This window comes from bacterium, from assembly GCA_035307765.1.
Lineage (GTDB): Bacteria > Sysuimicrobiota > Sysuimicrobiia > Sysuimicrobiales > Segetimicrobiaceae > Segetimicrobium.
Genome location: DATGHU010000034.1, coordinates 193,217 through 205,128, shown reverse-complemented (window position 1 = coordinate 205,128; position 11,912 = coordinate 193,217). Strand labels below are relative to the sequence as shown.

13 protein-coding genes are annotated in these 11,912 nt (G+C 64.9%); all 13 read left to right on the top strand.

The window, feature by feature from the left end:
• The first annotated feature begins 305 nt into the window (after positions 1–305).
• The 13 genes from VKV57_11895 to VKV57_11835 all read left to right on the top strand — a co-directional run bounded on the left by VKV57_11895 (position 306) and on the right by VKV57_11835 (position 11,674).
• The gene (locus tag VKV57_11895; protein HLW60610.1) at positions 306–872 is read left to right on the top strand and encodes a hypothetical protein; all 567 of its coding nucleotides are present in this window, start codon (positions 306–308) and stop codon (positions 870–872) included.
• A 34-nt stretch (positions 873–906) separates the two neighbouring features.
• A complete protein-coding gene (locus VKV57_11890; GenBank protein ID HLW60609.1) occupies positions 907–1,680 on the top strand; it encodes a copper resistance CopC family protein in 774 nt (257 codons plus the stop codon).
• 142 nt (positions 1,681–1,822) lie between these two features.
• Positions 1,823–2,719 carry a histidine kinase gene (locus tag VKV57_11885; protein HLW60608.1) on the top strand — a complete coding sequence of 299 codons (897 nt, stop codon included), beginning with the start codon at positions 1,823–1,825 and terminating at the stop codon, positions 2,717–2,719.
• Entirely contained in the window at positions 2,719–3,375 is a 657-nt protein-coding gene (locus VKV57_11880; protein HLW60607.1) for a response regulator transcription factor, read from the top strand. The genes VKV57_11885 and VKV57_11880 overlap by 1 nt, the downstream gene beginning before the upstream one ends.
• A gap of 122 nt (positions 3,376–3,497) precedes the next feature.
• Positions 3,498–5,444, top strand: a complete 1,947-nt coding sequence (locus VKV57_11875) for a copper resistance protein CopC (GenBank protein HLW60606.1) — start codon at positions 3,498–3,500, stop codon at positions 5,442–5,444.
• Between the two features lie 828 nt (positions 5,445–6,272).
• Positions 6,273–6,920, top strand: a complete 648-nt coding sequence (locus VKV57_11870; protein HLW60605.1) for an SCO family protein — start codon at positions 6,273–6,275, stop codon at positions 6,918–6,920.
• A 114-nt stretch (positions 6,921–7,034) separates the two neighbouring features.
• The gene (locus VKV57_11865) at positions 7,035–7,841 is read left to right on the top strand and encodes a DUF929 family protein (GenBank protein ID HLW60604.1); all 807 of its coding nucleotides are present in this window, start codon (positions 7,035–7,037) and stop codon (positions 7,839–7,841) included.
• 4 nt (positions 7,842–7,845) lie between these two features.
• Positions 7,846–8,304, top strand: a complete 459-nt coding sequence (locus tag VKV57_11860; GenBank protein HLW60603.1) for a vitamin K epoxide reductase family protein — start codon at positions 7,846–7,848, stop codon at positions 8,302–8,304.
• Between the two features lie 157 nt (positions 8,305–8,461).
• On the top strand, positions 8,462–9,262 hold the full coding sequence (locus tag VKV57_11855) for a cytochrome c oxidase assembly protein (protein ID HLW60602.1): 801 nt from the start codon (positions 8,462–8,464) through the stop codon (positions 9,260–9,262).
• A gap of 71 nt (positions 9,263–9,333) precedes the next feature.
• Positions 9,334–9,747 carry a hypothetical protein gene (locus tag VKV57_11850; GenBank protein ID HLW60601.1) on the top strand — a complete coding sequence of 138 codons (414 nt, stop codon included), beginning with the start codon at positions 9,334–9,336 and terminating at the stop codon, positions 9,745–9,747.
• A 2-nt stretch (positions 9,748–9,749) separates the two neighbouring features.
• Entirely contained in the window at positions 9,750–10,289 is a 540-nt protein-coding gene (locus tag VKV57_11845; GenBank protein HLW60600.1) for a CPBP family intramembrane glutamic endopeptidase, read from the top strand.
• A gap of 223 nt (positions 10,290–10,512) precedes the next feature.
• Positions 10,513–10,806, top strand: a complete 294-nt coding sequence (locus VKV57_11840; protein HLW60599.1) for a hypothetical protein — start codon at positions 10,513–10,515, stop codon at positions 10,804–10,806.
• 346 nt (positions 10,807–11,152) lie between these two features.
• On the top strand, positions 11,153–11,674 hold the full coding sequence (locus tag VKV57_11835; GenBank protein ID HLW60598.1) for a hypothetical protein: 522 nt from the start codon (positions 11,153–11,155) through the stop codon (positions 11,672–11,674).
• Positions 11,675–11,912 lie beyond the last annotated feature (238 nt).

Here is an 11,912-nt window from a genome sequence, read left to right as displayed (position 1 = left end):
GCCCCCCCGAATGTGCCTGTCCAGCAGTGTAGATCGAGGCAAAATCTCGTACAATGGTCCAAAAGTAGTAGAGACATCCGCCGGCGGAGTTTCTAGAATGAGGGGGCTGGAGGCCAGGGGCTCTTCCAATAGCCCTCCGGCGCGTTCGACGTGAGCCTGCCCCGGTTGCTACGAAATAAGGAGAAATTATGCCATGGCGTGGTGTGTATACATTAGGAACCGGACTAGCCCTGGCGCTATGTGTGGTACTGACTGCCACGGGCAGTGCCGGAGCGCATGAACGGCGCCAGGTGGGGGCGTATGTCATGCGCGTCGGCTGGGCCGATGAACCCACGTATGCGGGTGTGAAGAACGCCGTCCAGCTCATGCTGAGCGACGCGAAAGGGAAGCCGTTCACGGACCTTCCCGAGGACCTCAAGGTCGAGATCGTCTTCGGCGGCCAAAAGACGGGTCCGCTGCCGCTGGAGGCCGCCTTCGGAAAGGCGTTCGGCAGGCCGGGCGACTTTCGCGCCGCCGTGGTACCGACGCGACCGGGTAACTACACCTTCCACTTCATTGGGTCGCTCAACGGCCAGCGGATCGACCAGTCCTTCACGAGTTCCGAAACAACGTTCGATCCGGTGCAGGAAGCGGCCGCGATCGAGTTCCCCGCCAAGGATCCGTCTCCGGGAGAACTGGCGGAGAAGCTCGACCGGCTCGGCTCGCGGCTGGAGGCCACCCGGGTTACCGCCGCAGCCGGGGCCCGTCGCGGAGAGCTGCTCGGCACGATGGGGATCCTGGCGGGCACCGTCGGCGTGATCGTCGCCGCCAGATCGAGCCGTCGCCGCGCACGCGGGACCGGGCCCGCCGGCGGGACGGTGCGGTCAGCATGAGCTCTAGCAGAGAGAGGAAAGGAAGGTGAGGTACATGGGAAAGACAACAACGGCAGCAACCGTGTGGCTGGTGGCGGTGGGAGTGGCGACCCTGCTCGCGGGGGTGAGGGTATCGGCGCATGCGGAGATGACCAAATCCTCTCCGGCTAACGGCGCGGCGCTGACATCGAGTCCTTCGGCGATTCAGGCGTGGTTCAGCGAGGAACTCGCCACGCATGGGAATTACCTACACCTGTACGATGCCCACAACAAGCAGCTGGGGACCGGCGGCCTGGATCCGAAGGTGTCGAGCCACGAGGTCCTGCGACTGGCGCCGCCGCGGTTAAGCCCCGGCAGTTACCTCGTGCGCTGGCATGTGGTGTCGGCTGACGATAACGCGGTCACGCAAGGGTACTTCCGCTTCTCGATCCAGACCAGCGCCATGAGTATGCCCGGATCGATGGCCCTGCCGGCGCTCCAACTCGTCGCGCCGGCCGACCACAGCACGGTCAAGAACCCGGTGGCCCTTATTGTGGAGACGCCCGGTGATATCAAGAAGCTGACCATGGGGAGCATGACCACGGGGCAGACGAGCGGTGGGGGGGGCATGGCGGGGATGGCGCCGGGCGTCCACCTGCACATCCTGGTGGACGGCGTGGTGACGATGCCGAGCAGCGACCAACTCACACCGGCCGGCACCCACCGCTACCAGTATATGCTCGCTCCGTTGTCGCCGGGTCCGCATACCGTGAAGGTCTTTTGGGCGGACAATAAGACGCACCAGCCGGTGGGCCCGGTGCATGCAGCGACGTGCACCGTGACGCAGTAGCCGCAGACTCGCAGGGCGGGCCGCTGTAGAACTGCGGCGGACAGCCCAGAGCCAGACGTACTCTGGTTCGGATGGCGGTGTCTCCATATCTACCCAGCTAGGTGCTGGGGGCGGCGAAGTGTCCGCACGATCGGGGGCGCGTATGGCGATCGCCACGTATCCGGGGTCCATTGTCTCGTTTGGCGCGCGAACGCTCGCCCGGTATCTTACGGTTCTGCTGCCGGCGGTTCTGGTTCTTGGCGCCGAGATCGTCAGGCACGAATGGTTGCACGATGTCCTCCCGGTGATGCTGGGGAACGTCGTGACCGGGGCGATCGCGCTCGGCATTTCCCTGCTGATCTTCGTGCCGCTCTACCGGCGGCTCGATTCAACTGATGCGCGCGTCCGGAGGCTCGAGATCGAGCACGCCGTGCGCGACGAGCGGGAGCGAATCGCCCGGGAGCTGCACGAGGGAATTTCGCAAGCGCTGTTCTTCCTCAATGTCGAGGCCGGGACGCTCGAACGATCCCTAGGTGACCCCACCCAACCGGAGACCGCCCTTCGCACCGTGCGCGAGATCGCACAGGCCGTCCAAGACACCGCCAGCCGTGTCCGTGATACCATCTTCGACTTGCGAACGGCGCGGCAGCCCGACCAGCCGTTCGCCGCCTGGCTGCGAGCCTACGCGCAGCAATGGAGTGACATCCACAACGTGGCGGTCACGCTGGAGGAGGTGGGCCCCCCCCTGGCCCTCCCGGTCGAACGGGAACTGCACGTGATGGCCCTGATCCGGGAAATCCTGCACAACGTCGCCAAACACGCGCAGGCGCGGACGGTCACCATCACCGTCACCAGGAGCAAGGCCGGCCTCGCGGTCGCCGTTGCGGACGATGGGCGGGGCCTGCCGGATCCCGTCCCGGGTCCGGCGCAAGGGCGGTACGGCCTGGCGACGCTCCGGGAGCACGCTGCGGCGGCCGGCGGGACGGTGGCGGTATCGCAGGTGCCGGGTGGGGGGACCGCGATTGTCCTTTCCCTCCACGGCTTGGGAGAAAGGACCTGATGTCTGTCAGGCGGACGCTGATCGTTGACGACAGCGCGCTTGCGCGGCGCGCCATTCGGAACATCCTCGAACGGTCCTCGCAGTTCGAGGTTATCGCCGAAGCGACAAACGGCCTGGAGGCCATCGCCCGAGCCCGTGAGCTCATGCCCGAGCTCGTGCTTATGGATCTCCGCATGCCGCGTCTAGACGGCCTCGGCGCGATCCAGGCGATCAAGGAAGAATTTCCGTCGATGCAGATCGTGGTGCTGAGCGTCTCGGACGACCCCCGGGATCTGTTCGAAGCGATTAAGCGTGGCGCGCAAGGCTACTTGATCAAGAATATGGAACCGCAGCTCTGGTTGGAATATCTGGATGCGATTGTGTCGGGAGACGCGCGTATCTCACGGACCATCGCGGAGCGCGTCCTTCAAGAGTTTACCTGGTCCCGGAAGCCGGACCTGGCAACGACCCTGCCGATGCTCACTGCGCGAGAGCGAGACATTCTCACGCTCGTCACCCGCGGCCAGACGAATCGGGAGATCGGGATGGTGCTGGACATTGCAGAGAATACCGTAAGACGCCACCTCCAGAACATCCTGGAGAAGCTGCATCTACGGAACCGCGTCGAGCTCGCCGCCTTCGCGACGAGGCATGACATGGGCCAGCGCAAACGGTGAGCAGGGGTTCACCATCGGACCCCGCTTGGTCCCAATTCGATAATGTGCTGCCGAAGAGCAGAAGACTCTAGTTTGGGAGCTTTCGGTGGCGTGAACGAACCGCGGCGCCCGGGTACCGCATAGTGTTCTCGCGGGGCACGACCCTCGCGCTCGTAACCGTACTCGTCATCGCGTCCCCGGCCGGTGCACACGCGCTGTTGCGCGAAGCTACCCCCGCAAGCGGAGCCGTTCTCCAGAAGTCACCCGCCGCTGTGACCATGACCTTCACCGAGGAACCCGAGCCGACCCTCTCCGTGGTCCACGTGCTCGATAATGCCGGCCGGGTGGTCGATCGCGGAGGGGCACAGGTCGTTCCAGAGAATCCGCGGCAGCTACGAGTCCCTCTCGGCCCGCTCCTGAACGGGGTGTACACGGTCACTTGGCGGACCGTATCCCGCGTCGATGGCCACGTAACCGGGGGCGCGTTTGGGTTCGGGATCGGTGTCTCTCCAGGGACGGTTCCGGCAGCGCAAGGGAGGCCGCCGTGGCCCTCACCGCTCTACGTCATCAGCCGTTGGGGGTGGTATCTTGGCCTGAGCGGTCTGCTGGGGGCTGCATGGGTGTGGGCGCTGGCAGCCCACGAGCCCGTGATGCCGAGCGCGGGATATCTGTGGATGCTGTGGGCGTTTGCCGCGGCGGGGCTAGTCGTCCTGGGTCTGGCCCAGGCGGCCGACGCGGGAGTCGGGATCGGCCGCCTCCTCGGAACACCGCTCGGTCTCGCCCTCGCTTGGAGGGCGCTCCCGCTCAGCATTGCGGGAATCGCCATTGGAGCGACCCAACGCCTATCCATCCGTTCACGTCGCCGCGCCCTTCTTATTGTTGGCATAGGAGCGGCAGGCGCGATGCTCGCGCATGTGCTGGCCGGGCATCCTGGCGCGGGCGCAGGCCCATGGCGATGGCCGAACATCATGGACCAGTGGCTGCACTTTGCCGGCATCGGCATCTGGGTCGGGGGCCTCGCTGCCCTGCTGGTGGCCGTCCGTGGCAGGCCAGATGGCGACAAAGCTATTCTGGTCCGGCGCTTCTCAACCGGAGCCGGGGTGGCACTGGTCGTTGTTGCGGCAACGGGCGTGCTTCGCGCGGTCGATGAGGTGGGGAGCTGGGGGGCCCTGCTCACCAGCGATTTCGGGCAGGTCGTGCTGGTCAAGGCCGCGTTCTTGCTCGTCCTCGCGAGCCTTGGAGCAGTGAACCGCTACCGGAGTGTTCCCGCTGCCACCAAGACCCTGCGCGGTCTGCGTCGGATAGGGGGAACTGAGTTGGGGCTTGCGGCGGTGGTGCTGGCCGTGGCCGGGCTGCTGACGGGCTTGGCGCCGCCCAGCCTCACCGGGGGCGCCGCATCCGCCGTGTCGGTCGTCACGGCCACGGCCAACGACTACGCCACGACGATTCGAGTCCACCTGGAGGTCACCCCGGGGGTCCCCGGCGTGAACCGGTTCGTGGCACAGATTACAGATTATGATACGCGGCGTCCCATCGCGGCGGAACGGGTCACTCTGCGGTTTATGGCTCCCGCGCGACCGGACATTGGCGCCTCGACGCTGGAACTACGGCGCGCGGCCGATGGAACGTACCAGGGGCAGGGGGTGAACATTTCCCTCGACGGACCCTGGCTCGTCACCGCCGTCATTGAACGACAGCGTACCGCCGTGGAGGTGCCTCTCGCGGTGACCACCCGGACCCCTCCCCAGGCCGTTCGGATCCTGCAAACCCCGGGCCAGCCCGCCCTCTACAACATCGATCTCCCTGGTCGCCGTCTGTTGGACGCGTACCTCGATCCTGGAAAGCCAGGACTCAACGAGTTGCACCTGACCTTCATTAATGCTGCAGGCGGCGAGCTTCCGGTCCCGCGATTTCCCCAGATTCTCGCGGCCGGGACTGGGAAGGTTCCTCTGTCGCTGTCTGCGCGCCGGTTCGGCCCTGGGCACTTCATTGCGGACGCCCGATTGACCAAAGGGGACTGGAGAATCGACGTTGTCGTCACCACCGGAAGTGGCGAGACCCTGCGCGCCCATTTCACCGCCCACCTGTAGAGCGACCCTGGAGGCGAAACGGCGTGGCGCGTGTGGAGCGATCCTTTTCCCAATGGGGATCCCTGGTCGGTCTTCCAGGATTGGTGCGCATTGCCTTGAGCCTGCGCAGGTGCAGTGCCGTCCCGGCGGCCCTCGGGCCCGCGAACAACACCCATCTGCGCTGGACCGCCGTGCTGACCATCGTCTCGCCAGAGCCCGGCGCCACGATCTCGGGACCTATGCGCCACGTCCGGCTTCGAGCTATATGCGCAGATCACCGCCCAGAACTCCACGCGTCTGAGACCTGACAGAGGGGACGTCCATTTGCTCATCGATAGGCAAGTGGTTTCAATGGCATACGGCTCGATCAAGCCATCTCTGTCGCCAAAGGGGGGACATCTGCTCACTGCCGAGTTCGTCGCACAAGATCATTTTCGATCCACGTGTGATCCGATCACTGACCTTCACGGATTGTTGAGCGTTTTTTCCCTCGGGCCCCCTTGTCGGGTAGCGTCCGGTCGCGCACGCTCAGACGTTTACCTTCTTGATCGTCGGGTGATCACAGAGATTCGATACATTTTCTCGCGCGCACAATAGAGTCCTCCGTTTTGATGTAAGCTTCCGGAATGTCGGTTTTCCGGTAGTGCTCGGGCCAGTGACGACGTTGGCAAGACCTCGCTCGGCTAAGTCGGCCGGGATGTGAGGACTACTATTTCCGGACCATTGTCCAGAGGTATCCGGATGATACAATCATTTTGGTGGGACCGAATGACTCCGGGGGGGGCATGGTGAAACGGGGTGATCAACACGGATGAACGGGAAAAGCGCCGCGCTTCTGGGGGCCCTCGCATGCCGATCCGGGGTTCACGACGTTGGGTGGGAATAGTATTAGTCACCTTGATGGCGGCGACCGTCGGTGGGCTCGCGACCTTCAAACGCTTGCTACCTCAACCCCCAACCCCCCTTGTCGGGAGCGTGCTCACGCCTCCAATATCAGCCTTCGGGTTTCGCCTGCGAGATCAAGACGGACGGGAAGTGTCTCTCGCGGGTTTTCGGGGAAAGGTGGTTGTCCTGACCTTTCTCTACACCCATTGCCCAGATGTTTGCCCGCTGATCGCCGAGAAACTGCACCGCACTTACGCGCAATTGGGGATTCTGGCACGGCACGTGGCGTTCATCGCGGTCAGTGTGGATCCCCGGGGAGACACCGGCCCTGCGGTTCGGGCCTTCCTTGCAGCGCACCACGTACGGGGGGAACTAGAGTATCTCACAGGGTCGCCCGCACAACTCCGCCCGATCTGGGCGCAATACTATATCGGAACGAGGGGACTGGATCCTGAGGCCGGTGCGGTGGCGGCGACCATCGGCAACATCACACACACCGCCCTCGCGTACGTCATCGATCCAAGGGGGCAAATTCGAGTTTTCCTGTCCGCGGACTTCACGCCGAAGGCGCTGATGACGGACCTGAAGATTCTCGCCCCCCCGCAGACGTGAGAACAGGCCACGCTGGAGAGGAGTCCTATGCCGCAGGGACCGCGTCGAAAGATCAAGACTGGTGCGGGTCCGGAGATGCGCCGACCCGCACCGCATGGTCGACGACCATCCCTAGTGTGGACGCTCCCGGCCCTCGGCGTGGCGGTTGCGTTGGTCATCGTCGGGGGTATCGTCCATCAGCGCCAACGGCAAAGCGCCTCGCGGCTAGCCTTGGCCGCGGCCGAAGGCACGCCACTACCGGCGGATATCGCGCGCAACCTGGCCGCCATCCCCGAGCCTACGTGGGATCGGGTGGGAGCGGACGGGGCGGCTCGCCTGATGCTTGTGGGGACGCCGCCGTCGGGTAACGTGACGCCCGTCGTGCTCTACGTCGGCGCCGAGTACTGTCCCTACTGTGCCGTCATGCGGTGGCCGCTCGTCGCGACGCTCGATCGATTCGGCACGTTTACCGGGCTGGCGCTCTCGACATCGTCCGCAACCGACGTCTTCCCACGCACGCCGACCCTCACCTTGCTGCGACAACGATACGAAAGCCCATACCTTCTGCTGCAGACCGCGGAACTGCAGGGCAATATCCAGGACGCCTCCGGGCGATATCCACCGCTGCAGCACCTCACCGATACGCAGGCAGCGCTGTTCAGCCACTACGACTCCTCGGGGAGCATCCCGTTCCTGATCATCGGCGGCCGATATCTTCTGACGGGATCGCCCTTTTCGCCATCCGTGTTGCAGGGAATGGATTGGCACGCCATTGCAGCATCCCTCCCTGTAGGCACGACCACCGCGGCTCGGGCGATTCTCAGCTTCGCGAACGAGATCACCGCCGCGATCTGTGCCGTCGACGGAAAGGCGCCGGCCTCCGTGTGTCAGAGTGCGGGGGTGCGCGACGCCGCGCAGGTGCTGCCCCACACCGGGAACTGATCGGGTGTCCCTCCAGGCCTGGGACCGCGTCCGTCTCGCCGCGAGCCTGATCGGGCTTGGGATCGCCGCGTACCTCAGCGCCCTACACTACGACACGGCCGTGTCTCTTGTCTGCTCGAGTTCGGGCGCCGTGAACTGCGAGCGCGTGCTGACGAGCCCTCAAGCCGTCTGGAACGGGATCCCCGTGGCACTCTGGGGCATGATCTGGTTCGCCGTCGCCGCCACGCTCGCGATCCTGTCGCTAGTGCGTCACGGAGCCGCGGAGCCCCCGTGGCTACGTTGGGGCGGGATCGGCTGGGCGGTGATCGGTGCCGCAGCGGTGCTGCGGCTTCTCTACACCGAACTGGTGGTGATCGGAAGCATCTGCCTGTGGTGCACGGCCGTGCACGTGTTGGTCATCGGCCTCTTCGTGGTCCAGATGCTGACAGACGCGACACGCACCTCTACGAATCCAGAGCCTTAGAGGTCGTTCATCCGGCCGAGGTGGTCGTGAGCGGGTCGAGACGCACTCGAGGAGGTTGCCGTCGAAATGGGCAACATTTCTCGGACGATCTTCGGAACGCGACCGCCGACGCGTCTTTCTGCTACTATACTGGAGGGCGGGACTCGGCTCACCATCGATGGTCGTCACGCTACGGCTCACAGATTGGGATTGGAACCCCACAAGCGTCGCCGGTTTGTGGCTGACCGCGGCGGCGTACCTCTGGGTGCTACACCGGTTCCGCGTCGGGCGCCGGCAACAGCTGTACTTCTGGGCCGGTTTCTCCACGCTCGTTGTCGCCCTGCTCTCCCCGGTTCACACTGGAGCCCCGTACTCGTTTACGCTCCACATGGTCCAGCACATGCTCTTGATGATGGTCGCCCCCCCGTTACTCGTGTTGGGCGTGCCGTCGGGGGTCGTTGGGTGGCTCCATCGTCGACCTTCGCTGTGGCACGCCTACCGGGCGCTGTGGTCGCCTGTCCCGGCCTTCGTGCTCTACAATGGGGTGCTGCTGCTCTGGCACTCCCCCGCGGCGTACATTGCGACGCTCGAGGCGCCGTGGATCCATGCGGCCGAGCACGCCAGTTTCGTCGCGGTCGGTCTCGTGTTCTGGGGCGTCATCGTCTCACCGGCGCCGACGCTCGTTCAGGCGGACCTGGGGGTTCGCATCACGATGCTGTTTGGTACCGAAGTTGTCAACTTCTTGCTCGGCCTCGCGCTGGCGTTTTCGGACCGAGTCTTCTACTGGCCTTACACGGTCGTCCCGCACCTCTGGGGCCTGAGCGCTCTTCAAGACCAAAAGCTGGGTGGCAGCCTGATGTGGGTGATGGGGCAGATGATGTATGTCATCCCATTGCTGATCCTGATCGCGTGGTTCCTCGGGCGTGAGGAACGCGTGCAGCAACGCCGTGAGGCGCAGGCGGCCCATGGAAGGAATTAGCTCATGACGGCAGCCAGTCCGGAACGTCGAGATGACGGGAGGGGACTCCGCTGGGAGCGAATCCTCTACCGATGCATAACCTGATGGGGCATGCAGGCCTCATTCTCATCTCGCTTGCGATCATCGGATGCAGTGCGCGCCCGCAAGCGGCCGCCCCGCCAGCACCCCAGATCCGCCCGCGCTCAAGCGCCACTCTCGCCATCGTGTGGCCGGAGCCCGGGGCCACGATCTCAGGCACCACCCTCCACGTCCGGCTCCGGCTAGAGGGGGCGCAGATCACCCCCCAGGTCTCCACCCACTTGCGACCTGATCGTGGGCACGTCCATCTGCTCGTCGATGGGAGGGTCGTGTCAATGGCCTACGGGCTCGAGCAGGACATCGCTGTGGTCAAAGGCCCGCACCTGCTCACGGCGGAGTTCGTGGCACAAGACCACTTCCCGTTTAATCCGCGCGTGATTCGATCGGTAACATTTACGGTTCGCTGAGCGTGGGAGGGGCGCGCCCGGGAGAATGGGGGGCGGCGCTGTTGGCGGTCTGCGGCTGCGTGGCTCTGGCCGTTCGGCCGCCGGGGTCGTTCAGCGCGGTGCTGGTGACAGGCGCGGTAGGGGCAGTCGGGGCGCTCGCCCCCCTGCGGCGCGATGAGGTTGAACGGCCGCGAGGGACGCGCTGGCTGGTCGCCGTCGGAATGGGCATCACCGCGTTCGCCATCGGCCGGTGGCTGCGCGTGGCCGTGGCGCCTGCGCCCGTCACCACCTTGGCTGTGGGGGCAAGTCTGCTCGCCGCTGCGGCCGAGGAACTCTTTTTCCGGCGGTTCGTGTATGGCTGGCTGATTCGATGGGGGGCATGGCTCGCCGTGGGGGGGAGTGCCATGGCCTTCGCGATCGTGCACGTGCCGGTCTACGGGGTGCGAGCCCTGCCGATTGATCTCGCGGCAGGGGTGTTGTTCGGCTGGCAGCGCTGGGCGGCCGGTACGTGGTCCGCCTCAGCCGTCACGCATGCCGCGGCCAATCTCCTCCAGATGAGCTGATGCCAATGCGACGTGGGGCGCTTGCCGCTCGGCCGCAGCGCGTGCGGCTGAGCGAGCTGCCAAGCACGACGCAGTCATGGCCGTCAGGAGCGATGAAGAGGTCGTGAGTGCGCACCACCAGGTACCGTGAGGACTCGCCCCCTCGCTTGGGGTATTGTTGCGGCACTCCTGTATCTTGCGGCGGTGACCAGCTCGTGGTCGTTCTTTTCTCGGTTGCTGTACGATGGGTTGGCGCCCCTTCCTCCATACCGCTGGGTCCATCCTCCGGCAAATCGCACCGGGGACAATCAACTCCCTCAGCACCTACCGCATCGAGGCGACCTACGCGGCATCGGCGATGCCGGCTACGCTCGCCGGTCCTGCGACAGTGGTGCTCCGCTACGCCGTGCATAGCACTATGCTGCTCCAATCAGTCGGGAGCGGGTGGAAAGCTCTCCCCACGACGCGGTTCGCCGGGAGCCAGCAGGTGCTGGCGGACACAGACAGCCTGGGGATCTTCGTCCCTGCCGGGCCGTGATCCGAGATCGGGCCAGGGATCTCCGCACAGATGGTGGCTCCGGGGTCACCACGATGGAGAAAACTCTCTTCAGACAACCATGGTGAAAGGAGCGGGGTCCGGGGTCGAGCTCAACGAGAGCTCACGGCTCTGGCTTGTGTGGGGGGGCCTGACCGTGCTGCTCTATGTCGCCGCGACGGTGTCTGCCTGGGGGTCAGGTCCGATCCGCTTGCTCTACGATGGGATCGCACCACTGCCCCCGTATAACTGGCTCCACCCCCCGCCCTCTCTTCGAGAGGGAAATCACGCTCCGGCGACGGGAGCCGGGGCGCTCGCGTTGAACCAATTCGGGTCGGTGGAGGGGGAGGTGTCGACCGATGACGCCCAGGCCACAGTGATCTTTCCTCAGAACGGCGTCGTCCCACATCACGGCGAATCCTCCGTGATTGTGAAAATCACCCCGGTGGACCCTTTCACGTTCGCCCCACCGCCGTCGCAACTGAATTTCGACGGGAACGCCTATCGCATTGACCTGCGCTATGCGAACTCCAAGGCGGTGATCGAGCTCGCCAAGCCTGTGACGGTCGTCTTGCGCTATCCAATCAGCGCAACGGCGCTCCTCCGGTTCTCCGGATCGGGGTGGAGCCCGCTGGGGGCGACTCAGGTATCGGAGGGCATGGAGGTTTTTGCCCCCTCAGACCTGCCGGGTGTGTTCGTGGCTGCCGGCCCCACGGCGACCCGCCCATGGATCCGCTGGCTCGTTGCTATTGTGGTAATCGCTGGGATAGGGGCTGTGGCGCGGAGGATTTTCTCCGCCGGTCGCCACGGGGGGATCGGTGGCCCCGGCGCTACGGATCCTGGAAAGGATGAGATATCGTCGGTGATATGAGTCCCGGAGAGCCCAAAGGGTCTCAGACCTTCCTTCCCCTCTTATCGAGTAGCTAGGCCCCCCGCGAGGCCGCGCCGAGGAAACGGGCCCCCCGACGCGTTTCAACCTGTGCCAAAACCTGTGTCCCAAGTACCCGAAACTAGACAGAGTGGGGCAGGGGAACGCAGGATCGATGAAACTTCGCAAACACCTGTGAACAAAGGCTGACAGCGAGATGCGGTTTTTACTAGACGGCAGA

Bases quoted from the DNA above. Each gene is read 5' to 3' on its own strand.
- VKV57_11895 (HLW60610.1), top strand. From the start codon at position 306: ATGCGCGTCGGCTGGGCCGATGAACCCACGTATGCGGGTGTGAAGAAC.
- VKV57_11890 (HLW60609.1), top strand. From the start codon at position 907: ATGGGAAAGACAACAACGGCAGCAACCGTGTGGCTGGTGGCGGTGGGA.
- VKV57_11885 (HLW60608.1), top strand. From the start codon at position 1,823: ATGGCGATCGCCACGTATCCGGGGTCCATTGTCTCGTTTGGCGCGCGA.
- VKV57_11880 (HLW60607.1), top strand. From the start codon at position 2,719: ATGTCTGTCAGGCGGACGCTGATCGTTGACGACAGCGCGCTTGCGCGG.
- VKV57_11870 (HLW60605.1), top strand. From the start codon at position 6,273: ATGCCGATCCGGGGTTCACGACGTTGGGTGGGAATAGTATTAGTCACC.
- VKV57_11855 (HLW60602.1), top strand. From the start codon at position 8,462: ATGGTCGTCACGCTACGGCTCACAGATTGGGATTGGAACCCCACAAGC.
- VKV57_11850 (HLW60601.1), top strand. From the start codon at position 9,334: ATGCATAACCTGATGGGGCATGCAGGCCTCATTCTCATCTCGCTTGCG.
- VKV57_11840 (HLW60599.1), top strand. From the start codon at position 10,513: ATGGGTTGGCGCCCCTTCCTCCATACCGCTGGGTCCATCCTCCGGCAA.